Below are 22535 nucleotides of genomic sequence, written 5' to 3' on the forward strand. Positions count from 1 at the left end.
GCTCCGCACCGCAACCCGCCGCTACCGCCCCAAATACAGCAACCCAAAACCGCCGGAGCGAACTTAAAACTGGATAAAACTTGGGGGCAAGGTCAGCCGGTCAAGTAATTCCTCAAAAGCTTCCGTTTGAACTTGCTCAGCTTCTGTTTTCTGGATCGCCTCCTGTTGGTGCGTCCGCGAGATCGGTATTCCATGAACGCAAGCATTCATCCTCGTGGACTTCCAGCGGACCAAGACTTCCATTGCCACGCGTTGCCTTCGTGGATGGCCAAGGAAACCGCCCTTCGAGCATTTCTTTCGATCGTCGGCTCCATTCCCTGGTGACGCATTTGACGACTTTGCCAGCCACCTCATGGTCGTCGCATCGTGCGGGGTCAGCGAGGATCGCAATCGCGTTCTTCCAGATTTTCACTAATGTCGAAAGGTCGGGCTTTCTGAAGTCGGCTGACGGCCGAAACGAAAGCCTGTTTTGGCGGATTAAAGATTGGGCCTGGGTCGTCAGGTTGATCTGCTTTTCAGTCCTGTAAACGATTTGGGCCTTCATCATCGCATATAGGCACTTGTCGAAGAGTCGCTTAGCTTCCGCTCCCCCTGGCATCTCCTTACCCTGGTAAGCTTCAAGGATCGGGTATCGGATCGGACGCGCGATCCTCCTCAACAACGATCCGGTGTCCATACCCCGAACTCTCAGCGCCGCAGCAACAGCCCTCATAATTGCAAGCCCGCTAGGCACCACCGCCGGCTGAAGCCGAGCGCGTCCAACGGCGGTCAGTCCGAAGATAATTGCCGGATACTTCGTCTCGAATTCGGTGATCAGTCGTCGTTGCTTCAAGCTTTCGCAAAATGACAGAAGTTCGGTTTGAGCGTGATCTTTGAAGGCGCTCTGCTTAACGCAACAGCACGAACGATCTCGTGATTGAGGCGCTGATGTGCAGCCTTAGCGTTGAAAACAGCATCCGCTGCGATTTTTGCGGCGTCTTGATCAGTATCTAACTCTACGTTCATGCCCCACCCGGATCGACTCGAACCAAGCGATGCTAGCGTTCCACCATTTTCATTTCACCCCGTCCTTTTGCCGTATTCCGACAGCCGCCGAGACATCGCGTCTCCTTAACTCGGAACGGCTCAAGCGGCTTCAAGCAATTCCGGGATTTCCTGAGCCATCGCTTTGGCATCTTTGACCGTCAATGGCGGAAGCGCGTGGATCACCGCCGCTGCGGCTTCCTCTGGTCTAATCCTCGTTGATCCGATGTATTTTGCTGCTTCCGCGGCGCGGTCAGAGGAGACGTATTGCGCAATGGTTTCTAACATGCCGTTTTGCCACGCCAAGTCTGTGTCCCGCGTCTCCCATGTTTCGACGTCGACAAGCTGATGGCCGAATGACTGGAAGACTTGGATCACGTAAGTCGAGCAAGTGAGACCCATGGCAGGGTCGGAAAATGGCAAGAACTCGCCACTAGACGTGAACGCGTTCCCCTCCGAATAAAACCCGTAGGGGATAAACCCTCCGGAGTGACGAATTGCCAGTATACGTGCCGCGAAGGTTTGCCCGTTCACCTCATCATCTTCAAACAGGCCGCAAGCCGCCCAGAAATAGTCAGGCGATACTGCGTCGTCGCTCAGCATATGATGCCATCGAAGGTGCGAAAAACGGACAACGGTTCCGTCGCGATTAATTATGCCGACATGGTTTTGTGAAGCAGAGTTTCAATTCGGTTTCGTTCACGAGAAATTACTCTTAGCCGTCTGTAATGATGGCCACATTCTATAGATTTTTCCATCACCAATTCACTGGTTTCACTGCGCCCGCTGAACTGCCCCCATTTTCGACCGGAACTTAGCATTAGCAGCTCAAGCACTGGCTTGAGGAGAGGCTTATGTCTACGCCGCTAATCGCAGCAGACCTTGCGGACGTAAGGTCACTGGAATTCTTGGTGACCAGTCCGTGAGACTTGAGAGCGTTGGCAGGGACTGTAAATACGGTTTAGAATGCTAGCGCTTTCGCGAGACCGCTCTCCGAAAGTGTGGAAACTTGGCCCCCTGCGCGCTATCCCGCCGTGGGGGCCTTTTTTAAACAAACGTTTATTAGCGGAGACAAGCACGGAGGCGGCACGGTGGCGACTTCTGAATGCCCGGCTACGGAGATTCAAGGCCTCTGACCCGGCGCTTATCGTTTTGAGACAGGTAACCGTTCTCCGGCTCTCACCGCCCCTTTCAGTCGATTGCCCGATGGCGCTAATGGACAGACATAGCGGGAAGAATAGACGCACGAAGGAAAATAGGAGAAATTGAAATCGAGTATCAGTGCGCCGTCTGGACGGACAACTCCGAGATCTGCTCCCTTGATGGTGTCGAGGAGATATCGGCCACCGCCATATGTCTCGGTCCCTGAGGTCGCGTCGACAAACGGCAGGAACACGCCACCGCCGTACCCCTCAATCCAGTAAAGAGTTAATTCGCCGCCCAATCTGGCCTCCAGCCCCGATGTACGAGAGAACGCATGCATCGACAGGTCACCATCCACTCCTGTTGCGACGGTTATCCGTTCCGGCGTGACTGCGACAAGCTTTACCGTCAAGCGCAACGATGGATCATAAGAAAATGTCGTCGGCCCTTCGAACGTCTTGCGGTCCGGCAGTTCAATTGGCGACTGAGGATGGTCGCGAAACAGAGTCGAACGGGTGTCGCACCAAAGCCTCCAGGCAGCAACCACGTCCGGGCTAGAACGTACCTCGTAGTAGAGATTTGCGATCCTCTCGCGCCATTCCCACAGGTGTTGTGTCTCGTTCAAATCATATCCTCCCATGCCGGAAATCTCGCCGCTCTCGTCATCGAAACGCTCGCCCAATCATCGCGAAAACTTTGCCCAGGGGCACGTATTCGGTGGCGAAGGTACTTACTAACGCTATTACTGCAACGTTTGCGCAGCCTCAGTAACGCCGTAGAGCTCGGATCATCTTGCATGGCCGTGATGAAGAAAGCAGGCAACAGCATGACCTTTACTGCCGGTCGGCGTCAGTAAAGGATCGGAAGTCGCACAGACCGCCATGGAATGAGGGCAGCGGCCCCGGAAGCGGCATCCGGAAACCTCGGCCGAAGGCGAAGGGGGCTCACCCCGTAGAACAGGCGCAGGCCGGCGTCGCTCTAGCACCGGATCTGGTGCGGGCACAGCGGCAAGAAGTGCTTGGGTGTAAGGGTGCTGTGGATCGCCGAAAACTTCATCCGGTGCCCCCTGCTCCACGATGCGACCGAGATACATTACCGCAACACGGTCAGCTATATGACGAACCACGGCTAGGTCATGACTGATGAAGAGGTAAGTGAGCGAAAAGCGCTCCTTAAGGTCTTCAAAGAGATCAAGGATCTGCGCCTGCACCGAGATGTCGAGCGCCGAGATGGGTTCGTCGGCAACGACGAATTGCGGCCGGCCGATGACTGCGCGCGCAATGGCGATGCGCTGTCTCTGCCCGCCGGAAAAGGCATGCGGGTAACGCGATACGACCTGCGGATCGAGGCCGACGATGTCCAGCATCTCAGCCACGCGCTGGCGCGCCTGCGCCTTCGTGGCAAGGCCATGAACCAGCAGGGGCTCGGCCAGTGTCTCGCCGATGCTCATGCGCGGATTGAGCGACGAAAACGGGTCCTGAAACACCATCTGCATGTTGCGCCGCAGGGGCCGCAACGCGGCCTGGTCGAGCCCGGTCAGGTCGGAACCGGCAAAGCGCACGACACCTTCGCTGACCTGTTCAAGCCGCAGGAGGGCCCGGCCCAGCGTGGACTTGCCGCAACCGGATTCGCCCACAAGTGCCAGCGCCTCGCCCGGCCGGACACTGAGATCGACACCATCGACGGCACGCACGGTGGTGGTGATGACCTGACCGCGCCAGTTGCGGCGGCGCGTTAGGTATTGAACCTTGAGTGTCACGGCCTCCGACACGGGAAGAGCGTTGTTGGTCGGATCAGTCATTGCTGCTCTCCCTCAAGTCTCCAGCAAGCGGCACGGACGCCGTCGCCCAGATCCAACAATGGCGGCGCGACCGTGCATTTGTCGAAGCGGAGTGGACAGCGCGGCGCAAAGGCGCAGCCCTCGATGGGTTTGGTGAGTGTCGGCGGCGTGCCAGAAATCGCCCGCGCCCGATGGCCGCGCGGCTGGTCCAGACGCGCGATGCTGCTAAGAAGCCCGGCGGTATAGGGATGGCGCGGCGCCGCATAGAGCCGGTCGACGGGCGCCTCTTCGACCACGGCGCCTGCATACATGACCATGACCCGGTCGGCGACCCGCGCCATCAGGGCGAGGTCATGGGTGATCCAGACAAGCCCCATGCCGCTCGCTTGCTGGATGTCGCGGATCAGGCGGACGATCTCGGCCTGGACGGTCACGTCGAGCGCGGTTGTCGGCTCGTCGGCAATCAGCAGGTCCGGCCGCCCGGCCAGCGCGATCGCGATCATCACACGCTGGCGCATGCCGCCGGAAAACTGATGCGGAAACTGGCCGGAGCGCCGTCTGGGGTCGGGCACGCCGGTCCGTTCCAGCAGTTTTGCGGCCTCTTCGAGCGCCGCCTTCTTGTCCAGTCCGCGATGGCGGACGAGAACCTCGGCAATCTGCCGGCCGACGGTCATCAGGGGATTGAGCGCGGCGAGCGGGTCCTGGAAGATCAGCCCGACCCGACGCCCGCGCAGATCGCGCATCTGCTGGTCGGACTTGGCAAGCAGATCCTCGCCGTCGAAGGCAAGCCGTGTGGCGGAGACCTGCGCCTGGCGCTTCGGGTTGAGGCCGAGCACCGCAAGCATGGTCGTGCTCTTGCCGGAACCGGATTCACCGACAACGCCCAGCGTCTCGCCCGGGGCCACGTGGAAGGACACACCCCGCGCCGCATGGACCGGTCCGAAACGGACATCCAGGTCCTGCACGTCGAGAAGGAGATGGCTCATTGAATGCTCCTCGGATCCAGGCGATCGCGCAGCCAGTCGCCGAACAAATTGACGCCGAGCACGGTGATCGCGATCGCAAGGCCGGGGAACATGGCGATCCACCAGGCCTTTTGCAGATAGTCGCGCCCGTCGTTGAGCATGGCGCCCCAGGAGGGGATGGTCGGATCGATGCCGACCCCGAGGAAACTCAGCGCCGCCTGGGTCAGGATGGCCTGCGCCGTGGAGAAGCTGGCAACGACGATGATCGGCGCGGTGGAATTGGCAAAGATGTAGCGCCACAGCGTGCGCGGCGTGCCGACTCCGACCGCCCGGGCAGCCAGCACATAGTCCTGCACCTTGACGGTCAGCACCTGCGCACGCACCACGCGGGCGTAATTCACCCAGGTTGCCAGTGCCAGCACGATCACCACCGCATAGAAGCCGCCGCCGAGCGTGCCGAGCAGGAAGATCGCGAGCAGCGTAAACGGGAAGGCCAGTTGCACATCGACGAACCACGAAATGACCGCATCGACCTTTCCGCCGAAATAGCCGGCAAGGATGCCCATCAGGCTGCCGATGACAGCGCCCAGCAACGCGGCTGCCGTCCCGACCGCAAGCGAGATCCGGCTGCCATAGATGAGACGGGACAGGATATCGCGGCCGAGATTGTCCGCACCCAGCAGATGCTTGAGTGACCCGCCCTCGACGAAGAAGGGCGGTGCCATTCGGGCGCGCAGATCGATCTGGCTGGCGGCTAGCGGTGCGATCAGGGGCGCGAAGACGGCTATGGCGACGGCAGTCAGGACGATGGCTGCGCCGATGATGCCCAGCGTATTACGGGACAGAAAGCGTGTGACGGAGGGGCTCATGTGTTTCGCACCCGCGGATCGATCCGGTGATAGAGCCAGTCGACAAAGAGATTGATGGCAACGAAGCAGAAGGCAGAGACGAGTACCGTGCCCTGCAGCAGCGGAAAATCGCGCGAGGAGACCGCACCGATGGCAAGCCGCCCGATGCCCGGCCAGGCGAAGATGGCCTCGATGACCACGGCAGACGAAATGAGGTCGCCCAGTTCAAGCCCGGCCATGGTCACCACGGGCAGCAGGGCGTTACGCAGGGCATGAACCCAGACCACCCGCTTTTCGTAGAGACCCTTGGCACGCGCGGTGCGGATGAAGTCGGCATTCAGCACCTCGATCATGCCGGATCGGACGAGGCGACAGAGCCTCGCCGTCGACTGCATCGACAGCGTCAGCGCCGGCAGCACGAGGGAACTGGCGCTCTCGGAACCTGATACCGGAAAGAACTGCCAGTGGACGGCAAAGATCACGATCAGCATCAGGCCCAGCCAGAAGGCCGGAACCGCAAGGCCGATCATGGTGAAGAGGGTGATCGCTGCATCGATCCAGGTGTTGCGATAAAGGGCTGCGAGAACCCCGAGCGTCACCGAAAGCAGGAGCGCGATGAAGAAGGAGGCGAAAGCGAGCAGGAACGTGTTGGACAGCCGGTCCGCGACGAGACTGACCACACTCTGGTTGTAGACGAAGGACTGGCCGAGATCCCCATGCAGGGCGCGCCACAGAAACAGGCCGTATTGGGCAATGAGCGGCTTGTCCAGGCCAAGATGGGTCGTCACTGCACGACGCACCTCGTCGGTCGCATTGGGCTTGATCAGAAGCGCCACCGGGTCGCCGGTGGAATAGGCCACCATGAAGGTGGCAAAGCTGACGCCGATGAGGACAAGCAGGGCCCTCAGGAGCCTGTGGGATAGATAGTTCAATGCATTGTCTCCAGCGGCGGCTGAGCCCTGCCGCTTCATCAGGGCGATGGGGTCTTTTCACCGGACCCCATCCCCGTGGCATGTGATATCAGGCTTTCAGCTTGGCGCGGTACATCTCGACATAGTCGTCGGGACGGACGGGGAAGTCGAGCCGGTTGCTTACGCCGTAGATCGCCGGGAGGTACCACAGATAAATCCAGGGGCAATCCTCCCACACCATGGTCTCGGCTGCGGTCAGAAGCTTCTGCCGCTCCGCGTCGTCCAGCGTCACGGAAGCCTTCTTCACCAGCGCGTCGAATTCCGGATTGTTATAGGCACTGGAATTGTCCACGGCATCCGATGTCAGGATGACCAGCTCGACGGACGGGTTGATCAGAGACGCCCAGCCGTAGAAATAGATGCCCTTGAACGCCTTGGAGCGGATCATGTCGGAGAACTTGCCCGGCTCGTAAGCCTCGATCTTCGGCTTGAGATCGATCGCCTCCAGATAGGCCGCTATGGTTTCGGAGGCCTCTTTCGCGGCCGGATAGCGGCCATAGGCGATCGGGATCTCGAAATCGGTAAAGCCCGCCTCGGCCAGCAAGGCCTTTGCCTTTTCCGGATTGTAGTCGAAAGGCTTGAGATCCGGATTGTTGTTCGGTGGGTTGACGACCGAAACGATCGGCTTTGTCTGACCGCCCACCAGCGTATCGACCATGGTCTTGACGTCGACGGCATAGTTCAGCGCCTGGCGGACGCGCTTGTCCTTCAGCGGCTCGATGCCGTTGCAGGAAATGCCCATATGCATCTTGCGCAGGCCCGCCACGGAGACGACCTTGGACTTGTCCGAATTGGCATCGGCAGCCGTATCCGGTGTCAGGCCCACGGCGATATCCACGCTGCCGGCCTTCAGTTCGTTGATGCGGGACGAAAGCTCGGGGATATCCCGGAAGATCACGTCCTTGATCGCCGGCTCTCCGTTCCAGTGCTCCGAATTGGCCTTCAGCACGACGCGGTCGCCCTGCTTCCATTCCGTCACGACATAGGGGCCGGAGCCGATCGGCTTGGCACCCACCACATCGGCCGGGGTATCCTTCAGGTAGGCCGGCGCGCCGATGAAGGCTTCTTCCAGCCAGTATAGCATGTTGATCGTCGGTGCGCTGGTGACGAGATCGAGCGTCAGGGGATCGACGATTTCGATGGCCGTCAGACCGGTCTGTGGCCAGAGCTGGCTCTCGCCGTTGAATGGCGCGATGTTCATCCGTTCGAAGTTAAACTTCACGGCCGCGGCATCGAATTTTTCGCCATTGGTGAACGTCACGCCATCGCGCAGCTTGAAGCGCCAGCGGGTCGGCTCGGCCTGTTCCCAGCTCAGCGCCAGACGCGGCTCGTGGGTACCGTCTGCATTGCGGCGCACGAGACTGTCGAAGACGGACCAGATGACGCTTCCGATCGGATGGTTGTTGCGGATGAGATGCGGATCGAGCGTCGAGACATCGTCTTCCGACGCAATCACGACAGGTGCGGTCTGCGCGAAAGCACCACGCGGGAGGCTCATCATCGCGGCGAGCGCCGCGGCGCCCTGCCCAAGCTGTCGTCTGGTGAGAATTGGCCCTGAATTCATCCTACTGTTCCCGTTTTTTATTGAAGACGGCAAAAGCTTGCCCCTTTTCGCTAATTTGGCAATGGAATTTTTTGGAAAGTTTTTGCGATACCATTTGTCGAGCGAAAATTCTTGCGTAAAAAAGCGCCAGCGCCCGTCTTGCCTGCCTGTTAAGCAGTCAGCACCCGCAAACCCTTCGCTTCGAAAGGCAGGATCGTCTCCGGCGCCACATCGCTGTCGGTAACCAGAAGGTCGACTGCCGAGAGGTCGGCGACGCGGGCACTGCCCACATGACCGAACTTGCTGTGGTCGGCCAGGATAACGCAACGGCTGGCTGCTGCAATCATCGCCTTCTCAACCTCTGCTTCCTCCCAGCTGCCGGTGGTGAAGCCCTTGCCGGGATCAATCCCCGTGCAGGAAATATAGGCGGTGTCGGCATTCAGCTGACCGATCACGAGTGTGGAGAAGGGCGCGGTCAGGGACCGCTGGGTGCCGCGCAGCGTGCCGCCCGTCACCACGACGCGGATGCCCGGATGCTCGGCCAGAACGAGCGCCACGTCCAGCGAATTGGTCACGACAGCCACATCATTCAAGGACTTGGAGAGCGCGCGGGCAAAGGCCAGCGCGGTGCTGCCGGCATCGATCATGATCGTTTCGCCGTCGCGCACCAGGGTGGCCGCAAGCTTGGCGATCCGCTGCTTCTCCTCGGTGAAGGCCTGGCTTGCGAGATGCAGCGGCCGCTCGAATCGCGCCGCCCGGACAGCAAGCGCCCCGCCCCGGATGCGCCGGAGAACCTGCTGGCGCTCCAGCTGCTCCAGATCGTTGCGAATGGTCACGACCGAGACCCGCAGACTGTCGGAGAGGGTCGTCACGGATACTTTTCCGTCCAGTTCCAGCGCCTCCAGAATGCGCTGGTGACGCTGCATGGCGTTCAATGCGGTCATGATTCCCCCCCCCGACAGACACTGCCTAAAATTCATGCCAAATTTCTCGCCGGTGCGCTATCGCAAATTTTCGAAATTTTTCCTTGCGCAAAGAACCGACAACCTGCAGCCTCAGAGCCATTCAGGAGTGCGACAATGCCAACACCATCCAAGGACCAGCCCCACATGCTGGTCGACATTCTCCGGCAGGGTGAAGTCCTTGCCCGGCTTCTCGACCGTTACGACGAATTCGCCGCCATCGGCGCCCAGTCGCTGACGCCCGGATCAGGCGGTCATCTCGCCGCCTTTGGCTGCGGCGACGGCTGGTTTGCCGCGCGCGCCGTCGCGGCCATTTCCGCTTCCGCCTTCGACATCCCGATGGACGGCGTCACAAGCCTCGACTATCTGCTATCCGAGAACCGCAAGCCGGGATCGGCTGACCGGGCAATTGCCATTTCCATGTCCGGCACGGTGGATCGCACCATTGCCGCAGCCCATCGCATCAAGGCCGCCGGCGGCCGCTATGTGGCGCTGACAAACGAGGATGGCGCAGCCATGGGCGCCTCGGCCGATGCCGTCGCCTCGCTGAAAATCGACGATATCGCCCCGTTCCTCACCGGGACCACGCGCTACAGCGGCACCATCCTAGGCCTGATGATGCTGATCGAGGGAGCTGCCCGGGCCTCGAACCGCGAGCCGCAGGTGAGCTGCAAGGGGCCGGAAATGGCGGCCTTGCTGGCTGACACGATCCCGCAAAGCCTGGAGATCTGCCAGCAGCAATTGCCGGCCATCTGCGCCGAGGTGCTCGGCCAGGGGCTGGGCGGCGTGCGGGTGCTGGGTGCAGGATCGGATTGGGCGACCGCCGATTACGGCGCGGCCAAACTCGTCAAGGTGGTCCAGGCTCCGGTCTGGTCAAGCGAGATCGAGGAATTCGCCCACAGCCTGTTCTGGTCCAGCCGGAAGGACGAGCTGGTGATCCTGCTTGCCTCGACGCCCGAGATCGCCCGGCTTGCTTCCAACACCGTCGGGGCGCTCGGCCATGCGGGCATGCGCACGCTTGCCATCGAAACCGCCGGCCATGCGGTGGAGGGCGCGACCTACCGGATCAGCCTGCCGGCCACGCCCGCCTGGCTCTCGCCGCTCCTCACCCCCGCGCCGCTGCAGATGCTCTCCTATGCGCTGGCCGTGGAGAGCGGCTTCGACCCCAATGTCAGCCAGGACAAGGCCGATCCGGGCCGCTTCCTTGCCGCGCAGCTGCTCAGCCGGCGCTGCGAGCTCGTCTGAACCTCCGAAAGCCAAAGCAGAGCCATGAACCAGTCCTACGTTACTCCCCTTCTCCACCCCGACTCGCCGCTGGACAGCAAGGCGCGGGCCCTTGTCGAGATGCTCTTCGAGAAGGAGGCGCAGTTGATGGACGCGCTGCCGACCGATGATCCGCTGGACGAAAAGCGCAAGCGCCGCGTCGAGCTAACGCGGACCGAAATTCTCGGCCAGGCAGACGCGATCCGCACCACGATCCGCGAGGCAAGGGTGGCGACGATCGAAACCGCCGCCCATTTCGCCGGGCAGAGGATCACGCGCATCGTCATGACCGGCTGTGGCGATTCACTAGCCGTCATGGTCGGCGTTCGCGACATCTTCGAAATGCTGCTCGGCATTCCCGTCGAGCCGATCCAGGCGCTGGACTATGCCTATTACGCCAGCCGCACCACTGGCCCCGAGACGCTGGTGGTAACCTTGAGCTCCTCCGGCATGACGACGCGCACCGTCGAGGCCATGCTGATTGCGCGGGGTCTGGGTGCCAAAACGCTGGCGCTCAGCAACACGCCCGGCGCCGCCCTGATGACGGAATCCGATCGTGGGCTGCTCATCCGGGCCGAACGCAAGGGATGGCCGACCCAGGCCAGCACGGCGGCCATGGCACTGCTGGCGCAGTTTGCCCTCGACTGGGCCCGTGCGAAAAACCCCGGCGATGCCCGCGTCGAAAGCCTGCAGGCGGCGCTGGACGCGGCGCCGGGACAGATGGCCGACGTGGTGGAAACATGGGAGCCGGCGATCAGGCAGATCGCCGAAAAGGAGGCGGAGCGCGCCATCTATCTCTATGCCGCCGGCGGACCGGCCTTTGCCTCGGCCCTGTTTGGCGCGGCCAAGGCCAAGGAATGCACGCCCGATCAGGGGCTGGCCATTCCGCTTGAAGAATTCCACCACTACAATTCGCAGAAGGATGGCGATCCGCTGTTCCTCATCGCCCCCGACGGTCCCTCGATCTTCCGGGCGCGCGACACTGCCTTCGAGGGCAAGCGCTGGAAGGGCCGGATCTACAGCATCGTCACCGGTGACCAGCCCATCCTCGACGCCTATTCCGACATGGTCCTGCGGCTGCCGGCGGTGCCGGAGTGCCTGGCGGCCCTCGTCTACAGCGTGCCGGTGCAGCTCTTTGCCCATCACGTGGCGATGGAGAAATTCCGTCGCGAGGAACAGGCGCGCGGGTGAACAGGATGACGGATCCGCGCCTTGTCTGCCTCGGCAACCTGACCATCGACGACGTTGTCCTGCCGGACGGAACGGAACGGCCGGGATGCACGGGCGGGGATGCGCTCTATGCGTGCCTTGCCGCCCGGCTGTTCGAGCCGCGAGCGGAGATGGTGGCGCCTGTCGGCAAAGACTGGCCGAGCGCGACCAGCGCGCAGATCCGCTCCGCCGGCCTGTCCGAGGTCGGCCTCACCCCACGGGGCATCCCCTCGCTGCACAACCGCGTCGCCTATGATGCGGAAGGCGGCCGGGTATGGACGCTCTATAACGGCGACGAGGCGTTTCACACGCTGTCGCCGACCATGGCCGACATTCCCCTCCCGTTTCTGGATGCGGAGATGTTTCTCATCCTTGCCATGACGCTCGAAGCGCAGATCGATCTCGTGACCGGTCTCAAGAGCCGGACGGACGGCCTCGTGGTGCTCGACATGCAGGAAGACTATATCCGCGGCAATGAGGAGAGGCTGAAAGCGATGATCAGCCGGTGCGACATCTTCATGCCAAGCGCGGACGAGGCGCAACAACTGCTCGGCCATACGGATTGGGAGGCTGCGGCCCGCGCCTTTGCGAGCCTAGGGCCGTCCATCGTTGTGCTGAAGCTCGGTGCCGAGGGCTCGCTGATCCACGGCCGCGATACGGATCGCATGATCCGGGTCTCGCCGCCCCCCGGCCCTGTCATCGACACGACCGGTGCCGGTGACAGTTTCTGCGGCGGGTTCCTCGCTGAACTCCTGCAGGATCGCGGCGACCTCGAAGGGGCCGCGCGGGCCGGAGCGGTCGCAGCGGCCTTTGCGGTGTCCGATTACGGCGCCGACCCGATGTTTCGCGTGACGCCCGCCGAAGCGGCGGCGCGTCTGCAAGCCTGGCAGGCCGGCCGATGAAGATCTGCATCATCAATCCGAACACCACAGCTGCCTTCACCGAGCGCCTGCTGCAAAGCGCACGCGCCATCGCCGCGGCGGGCACGGAGGTGATTGCGGCGCAACCGCGGACCGGCGCAGCCTCGATCGAAAGCCATGCGGAGGAAGTGCTCGGTGCATTGGGCGTGATGCAGGTGGTGGCGGAAGGCGAGAAGCAAGGCGTCGACGCCTATGTGATTGCCTGTTTCGGCGATACCGGTCTTCACCAGGCGCGTGAACTCGCCCGCGGCCCGATCGTCGGCATGACGGAAGCCTCCCTGCAGGCCGCATCACTGATCACCCATCGCTTCTCCATCGTCACCCTGCCACCGCGCACGCGGGCCCATTCGCTGCGGGTGCTGCAGGAAACCGGCCTCACCCATCGCTGCACGGTGCGGGCGGTCGAGGTGCCCGTGCTGGATCTGGCGGACGAGGTGGCCGCCAGCGCGCCGATCATCGAGGCGGAAGCGCGGCGCGCGATTGCGCAGGACCATGCCGAAGCCATCATCCTCGGCTGCGCCGGCCTCAGCGATTTGGTCGCGCCTCTGTCCCGTTCGCTCGCCGTTCCCGTGATTGACGGGGTGATGGTCGGGCTGAAATTTGCCGAAGGCCTTGTTGCCGCCGGTCTCAGCACCTCCAAGCACGCCACCTATGCCGCGCCCCCGGCTGGTTTCCGCCTTCCGGAATTTGCCGAGCCTGCGCCAGAGAGGTTTGCCTGATGTCCGTGCTGTTCCAGAATGTCCGGGTTTACGACGACAACCTTTCCGACGGTGCCTCGGCGCCAACCTCGGTGCTTGTGATCGGCGACCGGATCGCGGCGATCGGCCCGGATCTTTCGGCCGCCACGCCGCCCGATGCCCATATCATCGAGGGCCGGGGCGATCTGCTCGTGCCGGGACTGATCAACGCGCATTTCCATTCCCCCGTAAACCACATGAAGGGCATGCTGCCCAGCCTGCCGCTCGAAATCTTCATGCTTTACGAGTCGCCCGACCTGGAGGCACTGAGGCCAAGCCCCCGGGAAGCCTATGTGCGGACCATGCTGGCGGCCATGGAAATGCTGAAGACCGGCACCACCTCGGTGCAGGACGACGCCTTCTTCGTGCCTCATCCGGCCCCCGACGTGATCGATGCGGTGATGCAAGCCTATCGCGATGTGGGCATCCGGGCCACGGTCGCACTCGACCAGCCGGAACTGGCGGAGCTGGACAAACTGCCCTTCCTGGCCGAGCTGCTGTCCGACGCCATGCTTGCTGAACTTGCAAATCCTCCGGCCTTCGGTCGGGAAAGGCTGCTCGACAGCTATCGCCACCTGATCGACACCTGGCACGGCGCGGAAGGCGGGAGGCTTTCGGCCGCCGTCTCCTGTTCTGCGCCCCAGCGCATATCGCCGGATTACATGGCCGCACTGGACGACCTCAGCCGCGCTCACGACCTGCCCTATTACGTGCACATGCTGGAGACCAAGCTGCAGCGGGTGCTGGCCACGGAACAGCCGCGCTTTGCCGGCCGCTCGCTCCTGCGCTACACCGCTGATCTCGGCCTGCTCTCGGACCGGATGAACATCATCCATGCGATCTGGATGGACGAGGCTGATTACGACCTCATCGCCGAATCCGGGGCGACGGTGGCGCATAACCCGATCAGCAATCTCCGGCTCGGCAGCGGCGTGATGCCCTTCAGAAAACTGCGCGAGCGCAAGATCAACATCTGCCTTGGTACGGATGAGGCTATTGCCGACGACGCGGTCAACATGTGGGGCGTGGCAAAGCAGGCAGCCCTGATCCACACGATCGGCGATCCCGATTATCGCCGCTGGCCCGATGCGGATGAGATCCTCGATTGCCTGTTCAGGGGCGGCGCCCATGCCATGCGGCGCGGCGACCAGCTCGGCGCTATCGCGGTGGGACGGCTCGCCGATCTAGTGCTCGTCGACTTGGACACGGCGGCCTTCACGCCGTTCAATAATGTCAGGCGGCAGATGGTGTTCTGCGAGAACGGCAGCGGCGTGCGCAAGACGATGGTGGCCGGGCGTATCGTCTATGACGGCTCCAAGCTCACCAAGGTGGACGAGCGCGCGCTGCGAGCCGAGGCGCGCTCCATCTTTGCCGGCCGAAAGGCCGCGCTCGAGGGCGCCCGCACCGAGGTCGCCCGCTGGCGGCCCTATTACGAAGCCATGGTTTCAAAGGCCGCCGCGCGGGATGTCGGCTTCAACCGCTGGCTGGGCTACAGCGGCACCTGATCCGACTTTGCAAGGAGATGACCATGCTTCCCACCCACGGCCGCTACGACTTCAGCCCGATCACCGAGCGCCCCGATTTCCTCTGGCCAGATGGCAACAGACTGGCGCTTTATGTGGCTTTCGGGGTCGAGGAATATCGCTTCGGCGAGGGCATGGTCGAAGACCTCATGCCCGGCGCGAGCAAGCCGGACATGGTCAACACCTCCTGGCGTGACTATGGCAACCGCGTCGGCGGCTTCCGCCTGATCGACCGCTTCGCCTCGCGCGGCATCCGGCCGGCGATGCTGCTCAATACGGAAGTCTATGACCATGCGCCGGCCCTGATGGACGCGGCCCATGAGGCCGGCATCGAAATGGTCGGTCACGGGCTTACCAATTCCGACACGCTGGCCGGCATGACGCCAGAGGCGGAGCTGGCCTATATGAAGGCCGTACAGACCAGGATTACCGAGAAACAGGGGTTTCGGGCGCGTGGCTGGTCCAGTCCCTGGCTCGCGCATACCGAAAACACCATCGACCTCCTGCCGGAGGCTGGCTTCAGCTATCTCCTTGACCTCCGGATGGATGATCAGCCCATCTATCTCAAGGGCAAGAGCCAGGGCAAGCCGCTGCTCGCCCTTCCCTATGCGCTGGAGCTGAACGACAGCACGACCCTGATCGGCCGCCAGACCACCGCCCGCGATTTCACTCAGATGATCGTCGACGAGTTCGACGAAATGCTGCTGGCATCCCGGAGCCAGCCTCTGGTGATGAGCATCGTCGTCCACAGCTTCATCTCCGGCCAACCCTTCCGGCTGGCGGCGTTGACGGCCGCACTCGATCATATCGTGGCCCGAAAGGATCAGGTTTGGCTCGCCCAGCCGGGCGAAATCGAGGCCTATGTAAGAGCGAATCGGCAGCGCGCCGTATGATTTACTTGAGGCAAAATTGAACACCTCCTTGTTTGCCTTTGGTCCGCCATTATGGTCGGCAACCTAGGTGTTGCCCCCCAACTGAAACGAGCCGTCGATCTGCTCACCGACGACAGTGAAGCCACCACGCGCGTCCATACTCCAGGCATTAAAAGGTCCGTGAGTAGCGTCTCGAAATGACGGCCGCGAGCGTGGGGCTCATCCGACATTTCCTGGAGCGCCAGAAAGCGTGCTTCAAGCCCCGCAATACGGTTTCGTCGGCGCGAAAAGTTCGAGGCGTAGCCTGTGACTTCGTTTCGAACTCGCCCGGGGCCGGCCCATAGTTCGCAAGAGCAGCTCCGCCCAAACGCTCTATTATCGCGGTCAGACGGCGATGAGCATTGACGACTTTTTCAGTCTGGGCTCGCCCGAGCCGATCCGTTTCACGATATTCCCACAAGGCTGTAAGAGCTTTGACGATCGCTCGTGGCTGCCCGATCGTAAGAAAAGCGCGGAAAAGCTTTCCCTTGCTTCCGCCATAGATCGCGCAGGCATCGTCATAGATGTCGATGCCGACCTCCCGGCGGAAGAAATCAGCGAATGTGCTGTTCGTGAAGTCGAGGACGTAGCCCGAGCTCATGCCAAACAATTCATCGATCAGCTTCATTTCGACCGGTCGTAGTTGTTCCATCTATCCACCAATACCCAACTCGCCGAGCAGCGTAGAGATCACGTCATTCACAGCGCGCTGGCGAAGCGCCCGCAGCTCAGCGATCTCAGGGTCTCCGTCATCTCCGATGATCTCAAACCGCGCGGCCGCAACCGGGCCCTCGCGGAGATAGCCTTCATCGGCGACGGCGAAATCGCGCACGAAATTGGAAAGGCCGCCGAAATTGAGCAGGCTCGACATGAGCTGCAGGGCGATGGCCGAAAGCACGACGCAGATGACGCGCCCATAGCCGCCCTCCGGCTTCACGCCGGCCATCACCGCAATCAGGATGGCGATCAGCAGATAGGAGCTGCCGTAGTCGAACTTCACGTTGACGTTGCGCGCAGCGATGATGACGCCGGCAATTCCCGAGAGCGTGCCGGAGATCGCATAGGTGGCGACGATCACACCGGTCTTCGGAAAGCCCGCGTAGCCCCGGGCCTGACAGTCAACTCAGCTTCGCCCGCCATAGGCGCTCTGGGGTGTCAGTCTCATAGGCAAGCTTGTCGAAGCTCGCGACTTCCAAGATTAGTCCCCAGGGAGTGCGGAAGTAGATCCAGTTGAAACCTGCCAACGGCCCCGCCTCTACAAGATTTGGCCCGTCCAGCAGATCGATGCCTAGCTCCTTCAATCTCTCGGCGGAAGCGTTCACGTCTTCGACTTCAAAGCACAGATGTACGCAGCCTACTTCCGACGACCTCTTGGGAGGCGATGCGGACTCGCCCTCGTATTCGAACAGTTCGACGCTGGTCCCATTGCCGCAGCGGAGGAAGACCAAGTCACGGATCTTGGAGTATTTGGCAGCCCCAAGCTTATTTTCCATGAAGTCTTGATCAACGCCGAACGGTCCTGTTCGAAATACTTCGATCGCCCCGAAAACGGCTTGGAAGAACTGTATTCCCTCCTCAATATCCGGCACTGTGATGCCTATGTGATGCATGCCGTAAACGTTCGTGGTCAATGCCATTCCTCCGAGTCTCGAAGAGCGCAAACAGCTTCTGCTGCTATGGTGTGGGCGACGGCGAGGAAGTCGTCGCGAGGAAGCCGCCTGAAGTCAGGTCGTGCGTCTCCGCGCAGCGGAGTAGATAAGCGCGGCGGCGACGATCAGAGCCCCTTGGAAAAGATACTGGTAGGTCTGCGTCAGGCTCAGGAAGGTCACGGCGCTCAGCACTTCGGTCAGCAGCACCGCGCCCATGACCGTTCCGACGAAGGTGCCTCGTCCACCAGCCAAGCTGGTTCCTCCAAGCACCACGGCCGTAATGCTCGAGAGCGTGTAGGCGACGCCTTGGCGTGGGTCGCCCACCCCGATCTGTGTCATCAGCATGACCGCTCCCAGGCAAGTCAGCATCGAGCAGGCGATGTAGCCCGCCACATAGGTCAGATCGACGCGAATACCCACACGGCGCGCCGATTCCTCGTTCGAACCTACTGCACGCAGACGTCGTCCGGCTCTCGACCGTCTCAAGGCAACCTCTCCACCAAGAGTAACCGCTACCAGCACTAGGAAAGCCACAGGGAACGGCCCAACCTGCCAGTTGATCCAATCTGTGACCGTGGAGCTGATGTAGCCGTCGGGATTCTCGCGGAGCAGGAAGCTTAGACCTTGGATCGCGATATACATGGCAAGGGTGGCGGCGATCGGCGTGAAATTGGCGAACCTGATCAGAACCCCGTTTACGGCTCCGGTTAGGAAAGCTCCCACAGCCATCAGCGCAAATCCCAAAGCCATCGTGATTATGGAGACTTCCTCGGTCACAAAAAACGACGCGACCACGACAAGAAAGCCAGCCAGCGGTCCCACAGACAGATCAATACCCCCCATCAGTAGCGCGATGGTCTGCCCGAGAGCAATGAAACCCAGTGCGGTTGCCAGGAGAAGAATGTTGGAGATATTGTAGGCCGACAGGAAGTTGTCGTTTTGACCATTTACGAACAGTCCAAGCAGGATTGTAACGAGAACCAAGGGCACCATCGGTGCCATGTCGGATTCCAGGAAATGCTTTAGCCGCGTAAGGGATTTCGGCACTTTCGTGCCTTCCGTACCGACGTCGTGCCCCTCAGCCCTTACTGCTGCGGCAACGATCCGTTCTTCGGTAATCGCCTCGCCAACCAAAGTATCAACGACCTGACCGCGCGACATTACTATTACCTTGTCGCACAGACCCTCGAGTTCCACTGCATCAGATGAATTCACGATAACCGGCGTGCCTGCCTCCGACACGCTTCTGAGGATTCGATAAATTTCGAAACGCGCTCCGACGTCTACGCCCTGGGTCGGCTCGTCGGCGACAACAATACCCGGTTCAGACAGCAACGCTCGCGCCATGACGACCTTCTGCTGGTTCCCGCCAGACAGCGATTGGATAGACGCTTCGAGCCCAGGCGTCTTGACGGCAAGATCACCGAAGATTGATCTGACTTTTCGATGCTCCGCGCTGCTGCTCAAGATTCCAGCTGTGGCGAACTTCTCGAGAGCTGAGAAGGTCGCATTCTCCCGAACTGTCAGCCCGCTTGCCACGCCCTCCAGATGGCGGTCGGACGGCATGAAAGCAGCCTCGTCCAACAGCTCTTTCTGGGCAAGCTGCCGCCCGTGCAGACTGATCGTTCCTCGCGTGGGCTGCAGGCCCGCGAGCGCGCGCATCAACTCCGACTGACCATTGCCGGAGACACCAGCGACGCCAAGTATCTGCCCGCGCGATACACCGAAACTCACATTGTTGAACCCCTCTCCGCTCAAACCTTCGACATTGAACACTGACGAGCGATCGGCACCCTGTGATCTTGGAGGAAATGCGGCTTCAAGCGTGCGTCCGACGATCATGTTGACGAGTTCGCCATCTGCAATCTCGCTGACCTTCGCAGCTCCGCGAACACGTCCGTCCCGCATCACGGTAACTCGGTCTGCGATCTGACGGATCTCGGCCAGGCGATGAGTTATATAAATGACCGACGTGCCATTCTGGGCTGCTGTCCGAATGAGACCGAAGAGCATCTCTGTAGCCTCCTGATCAAGGGAAGCGGTCGGCTCGTCCAGGATCAGGAGTTTCGGGTTGACGGAAATCGCTTTCCCGATTTCGAGCAAGTGTTTCTGCGCTACGGTCAGGTGATCGGCGCGCATGTTGAGTGGCAATTTCAGCGCCACAGATTGCAAAGTCTGTCCGGCCAGGTCGCGAGTGGATCGATGCCGCAGGATTGAAGCGGGCAGAGCCACGCTCAAGTTTTCCAAAATTGAAAGATCGTTGAGAATGGCGGGATGCTGAAAACAAATGGCGATGCCAAGGGAAGCTGCAGCATCAGGTGTCATCTGGGGTACGCGTTGCCCCTCGAAGATTATCTCCCCTTCGCTTGGTTGAAGGGTTCCAGCGATAATATTCATCAAGGTCGATTTTCCTGCGCCGTTCTCACCGAGAATGGCGTGGACCTCTCCCGGCCTGAAATCGACGTTGACATCCCGCAGCGCGGGAATCCCGGCAAAAAATTTCGAGATCCCAGTCAGTCGGATGGTCTCTTCGAAAGATGCCTGAGGGAGTGTTTCATATGCGTTCATTTCTACTGCTGCCATGGTCAAACGATCCAATTCTGAAGGATGGACCTGCCTGAAGCTGCTGCCGCGAGCAGGTCCAAGAGTCGATTGGCTACTTGCCAACAGCCTTGGCCTGCTGCTCCGCGGGAAGCTCCGAAGACAGGTAGATGGCGCCAGGCAGGTCCTTCTTGCACTGGACAGGGTTCGGTTTACCGGAGACCGAGTCTTCGAACTCTGGTGCCTTGAACGTCTCGTCCTTCGGCGGCGTGCCGTCGGTTGCCAGAGCCACGGCCCACTGAACCGCCAACCTGACGTTGTCATTGCCCGTTGCGACCGTGAACAGCTTGAAATCCGGGTTGCTGTCCTTGTTCTCCTGCCAGAAGCAACCGAGTGAATTTCCATCAGAAGTAGCGAGAGCCGGAACTGATTTTCCCTGCTTTGCGAACAAGGGCAACGCACCGACCAGGGACGGCCCGAAGTCCGAGATGATCACGTCGATCTTCTTGTTTTTGGCAATCTCTGCCGTGAGAACCTTCTGCGTAAGTGCCGGATCCCAATTCGTGACTGCGAAGGGCTCCTGGTTGACGAAGACATATTCCTTGCCAAGAACCTTCTTGAGACCCTTCAGCTCGTCCAAGCCTTGGCTGTTTCCAGCCGGTCCGCTGAGAAATAGGAGGTTGCCGCCGTTGGGCAGCACCGACTTGATCCACTTGCCCCAATTCTCACCGTCGTTTTCGAACGACGCACCGACGAATTTGGAGTAGTTCTTCCCATCCTTTCCTCCGACCGCTACGCGGTAAGGAACGACAACTTTCCCGGATTTGAAGACACTGGTGAGGGCCGGCAAGACGGCAGGGCCCGCGTCACCGAATACGACAAGTGCATCCACGCCCTTCGCGGCCATGCTCTTGATGTCGGAGATGGCCTTCATTGTATCGCCCTGGCCATCGGCGTATTCGTACTTGGTAATGCTAGGGCACAGCTCCACGGTCTGCTTGCCGGAAGCGGTTGTCACCTGGCGCCAACTGTTGCCGCCATAACCGTCCAGTAGCGCCAATGTCGCCTTCTTCGGACCGCACCAGGATGGCATCTCCGCCATCGCCGATCCGGCCATCGCTAAACCACTGAGTGCGGTCGTCAATGTCAGTCCCAGTGATGTTGCAAGGGTCTTATATTTCATTTCGCGTCCTCCACTTTTGTTGTTGAAGTCGTTCCACCTTGGCTTATCGACCAGCGGATCGAGTAAACCGCGATACCGAAACCCAGAGCGAGCGCCTGGATGATTGTTTGAGCTGAGAACGGTACCCCGACCGTCAGTGCGAATTGGCTCAGATGGTTCAAGAAAAATGCAGCAATGACAGTTGAGATCGGGAAGCCTCGTCCGCCCAGGAGCGAGGTCCCCCCGAGTACCACCACAGCGACTGACGGCAGCAGCAAGCTGTCTCCCTGGAAAGCGGTGGGCTCGCGCGTGATCCCCGCAATGAGAGTCCCTGCCATGCAGTAGAGGAGCTGCGCGTAAACGTATGCCATCATCTGGTGAAGTCGTACGTTGAGACCTGCTGCTCTGCCGGCCAATGGATTGGCCCCGATGGCCTCGAACCTGCGGCCAGCTACGGTCTTCTTCAGCACGAATGTGACGAGGATCATCGCACCTAGGGCAAAGAACACCGAGTTCGGTAGACCGAGCGTCTCGCCGCCTGCGATTTCGGCCAGAAGCTCGGTGGTGATAGATGGAACTCCACCCGACACCGCGAAGACCGCACTGTAAAGGAGCGCATTGGTACCAATGGTCGCAATGATCGCGTTCAGCCTGAAGAGACTTACGAGCGCCCCGTTGAGGATGCCTGCAGCAACGCATATCCCCGCGGAAAGAAGCACGGCCTGGTAGAGAAGACCATCATCTTGTTGCGGATAGTGCGTGGCGATGACGACAGCCAGTGAAACGGACCCGGCAAGCGAGAGATCGAAGCCCCCCTGCTGCACCACAAGCAACTGCCCCAGGCCCACCATGGCGATGATCGCCGCAAAAGGGAGGCTTCCCGAAAGGGCGCCGATCGAAAGGCTGCTTGGTGCGAATAGAGCGCATAGTACGATAAGCACGAGCGTCGAGAAAACGACCGTCACGAAATTTCGCGTGAAGGGAATCCGCAAAGTGGTCTCCTTGGGACGGCCGATGTGGGCAATGGACGAAGCGTGGGGCATTTCAAGGTTCTCGCTCAGAAAGTCACAGTGCTCCCGGCGGGCCTCGCGGCGGTGAGCCGGGCCCGATCGGTCTGGTTAGCAAAAGAGAGGAGTAATCGAGATGGAACTCCGGGTTGCCTCGTCGCTCAGCGCGACATTGGCCTCCAACTGTCTCGACGAAAGAGCTTGTCCCGATCCCTAAAATTGCGGCTGGCACTGCTGTCCCGAGATTCCCGATACTCGATGAACATACCGCTGCAGATACTTCCGGCTTCCGCCAGCCAGTCAAGAATATGCTTCCAGGTGATAGCAGTTACCGCTTTCATTTTCTCTCCTCCTTAGAAAATCAGCAGTTTAATCCTG

20 protein-coding genes and 1 pseudogene are annotated in these 22535 nt (G+C 60.8%); 7 read left to right on the forward strand and 14 right to left on the reverse strand.

Features of this window, described 5'->3' with window-relative positions; genetic code table 11:
- Window positions 1-828: 828 nt before the first annotated feature.
- The 9 genes from FHT76_RS38770 to FHT76_RS38810 form a co-directional block, all read right to left on the reverse strand.
- Window positions 829-1005 (reverse strand): hypothetical protein, encoded by a 177-nt coding sequence (locus tag FHT76_RS38770; RefSeq protein ID WP_183759162.1) that lies wholly within the window; start codon window positions 1003-1005, stop codon window positions 829-831.
- A 120-nt stretch (window positions 1006-1125) separates the two neighbouring features.
- Window positions 1126-1626 carry a hypothetical protein gene (locus FHT76_RS38775; protein ID WP_183759161.1) on the reverse strand — a complete coding sequence of 167 codons (501 nt, stop codon included), beginning with the start codon at window positions 1624-1626 and terminating at the stop codon, window positions 1126-1128.
- Between the two features lie 541 nt (window positions 1627-2167).
- Complete coding sequence (locus tag FHT76_RS38780) at window positions 2168-2806, reverse strand: DUF1684 domain-containing protein (RefSeq protein ID WP_183759165.1); 639 nt, start codon at window positions 2804-2806, stop codon at window positions 2168-2170.
- A gap of 147 nt (window positions 2807-2953) precedes the next feature.
- Window positions 2954-3967 (reverse strand): ABC transporter ATP-binding protein, encoded by a 1014-nt coding sequence (locus FHT76_RS38785; RefSeq protein WP_183759160.1) that lies wholly within the window; start codon window positions 3965-3967, stop codon window positions 2954-2956.
- A complete protein-coding gene (locus tag FHT76_RS38790) occupies window positions 3964-4932 on the reverse strand; it encodes an ABC transporter ATP-binding protein (RefSeq protein ID WP_183759159.1) in 969 nt (322 codons plus the stop codon). The genes FHT76_RS38785 and FHT76_RS38790 overlap by 4 nt, the downstream gene beginning before the upstream one ends.
- Window positions 4929-5780, reverse strand: a complete 852-nt coding sequence (locus FHT76_RS38795; protein ID WP_183759158.1) for an ABC transporter permease — start codon at window positions 5778-5780, stop codon at window positions 4929-4931. The genes FHT76_RS38790 and FHT76_RS38795 overlap by 4 nt, the downstream gene beginning before the upstream one ends.
- Window positions 5777-6691, reverse strand: a complete 915-nt coding sequence (locus FHT76_RS38800) for an ABC transporter permease (protein WP_183759157.1) — start codon at window positions 6689-6691, stop codon at window positions 5777-5779. Before FHT76_RS38800 ends, FHT76_RS38795 begins: the two co-directional genes overlap by 4 nt.
- 88 nt (window positions 6692-6779) lie before the next feature.
- Complete coding sequence (locus tag FHT76_RS38805) at window positions 6780-8294, reverse strand: ABC transporter substrate-binding protein (RefSeq protein WP_183759156.1); 1515 nt, start codon at window positions 8292-8294, stop codon at window positions 6780-6782.
- Between the two features lie 149 nt (window positions 8295-8443).
- Window positions 8444-9217, reverse strand: coding sequence for a DeoR/GlpR family DNA-binding transcription regulator (locus FHT76_RS38810; protein ID WP_183759155.1), 774 nt, complete (start codon window positions 9215-9217; stop codon window positions 8444-8446).
- A 135-nt stretch (window positions 9218-9352) separates the two neighbouring features.
- Between FHT76_RS38810 and FHT76_RS38815 the strand changes: the two genes are divergently transcribed.
- From FHT76_RS38815 to FHT76_RS38845, 7 genes are all read left to right on the forward strand, one after another.
- On the forward strand, window positions 9353-10480 hold the full coding sequence (locus FHT76_RS38815; protein ID WP_183759154.1) for an SIS domain-containing protein: 1128 nt from the start codon (window positions 9353-9355) through the stop codon (window positions 10478-10480).
- Window positions 10481-10504: 24 nt separating this feature from the next.
- Window positions 10505-11689 (forward strand): SIS domain-containing protein, encoded by a 1185-nt coding sequence (locus FHT76_RS38820; protein WP_183759153.1) that lies wholly within the window; start codon window positions 10505-10507, stop codon window positions 11687-11689.
- Between the two features lie 5 nt (window positions 11690-11694).
- A complete protein-coding gene (locus FHT76_RS38825) occupies window positions 11695-12609 on the forward strand; it encodes a carbohydrate kinase family protein (protein ID WP_183759152.1) in 915 nt (304 codons plus the stop codon).
- Window positions 12606-13346, forward strand: a complete 741-nt coding sequence (locus FHT76_RS38830; protein WP_183759151.1) for an aspartate/glutamate racemase family protein — start codon at window positions 12606-12608, stop codon at window positions 13344-13346. Before FHT76_RS38825 ends, FHT76_RS38830 begins: the two co-directional genes overlap by 4 nt.
- On the forward strand, window positions 13346-14869 hold the full coding sequence (locus FHT76_RS38835) for an amidohydrolase family protein (RefSeq protein WP_183759150.1): 1524 nt from the start codon (window positions 13346-13348) through the stop codon (window positions 14867-14869). The genes FHT76_RS38830 and FHT76_RS38835 overlap by 1 nt, the downstream gene beginning before the upstream one ends.
- A 23-nt stretch (window positions 14870-14892) precedes the next feature.
- A complete protein-coding gene (locus FHT76_RS38840; RefSeq protein WP_210281078.1) occupies window positions 14893-15780 on the forward strand; it encodes a polysaccharide deacetylase family protein in 888 nt (295 codons plus the stop codon).
- Window positions 15781-16153: 373 nt separating this feature from the next.
- Window positions 16154-16441 carry a hypothetical protein gene (locus tag FHT76_RS38845; RefSeq protein WP_183759148.1) on the forward strand — a complete coding sequence of 96 codons (288 nt, stop codon included), beginning with the start codon at window positions 16154-16156 and terminating at the stop codon, window positions 16439-16441.
- Window positions 16442-16450: 9 nt separating this feature from the next.
- Here the strand turns inward: FHT76_RS38845 and FHT76_RS41575 are convergent.
- The 5 genes and pseudogenes from FHT76_RS41575 to FHT76_RS38870 form a co-directional block, all read right to left on the reverse strand.
- Window positions 16451-16918, reverse strand: a pseudogene (locus FHT76_RS41575) (ABC transporter permease subunit); the annotation flags it as partial.
- Window positions 16917-17435: a VOC family protein gene (locus FHT76_RS38855; protein ID WP_405049537.1), complete on the reverse strand. Its 519-nt coding sequence runs from the start codon at window positions 17433-17435 to the stop codon at window positions 16917-16919. The pseudogene FHT76_RS41575 and the gene FHT76_RS38855, both read right to left, overlap by 2 nt.
- Before the next feature lie 87 nt (window positions 17436-17522).
- Window positions 17523-20030 carry an ATP-binding cassette domain-containing protein gene (locus FHT76_RS38860; RefSeq protein ID WP_210281077.1) on the reverse strand — a complete coding sequence of 836 codons (2508 nt, stop codon included), beginning with the start codon at window positions 20028-20030 and terminating at the stop codon, window positions 17523-17525.
- Window positions 20031-20103: 73 nt separating this feature from the next.
- Window positions 20104-21171: a substrate-binding domain-containing protein gene (locus tag FHT76_RS38865; RefSeq protein WP_183759146.1), complete on the reverse strand. Its 1068-nt coding sequence runs from the start codon at window positions 21169-21171 to the stop codon at window positions 20104-20106.
- The gene (locus tag FHT76_RS38870; protein WP_183759145.1) at window positions 21168-22193 is read right to left on the reverse strand and encodes an ABC transporter permease; all 1026 of its coding nucleotides are present in this window, start codon (window positions 22191-22193) and stop codon (window positions 21168-21170) included. Before FHT76_RS38870 ends, FHT76_RS38865 begins: the two co-directional genes overlap by 4 nt.
- Between the last annotated feature and the right edge of the window lie 342 nt (window positions 22194-22535).

This window comes from Rhizobium sp. BK176 (assembly GCF_024808055.1).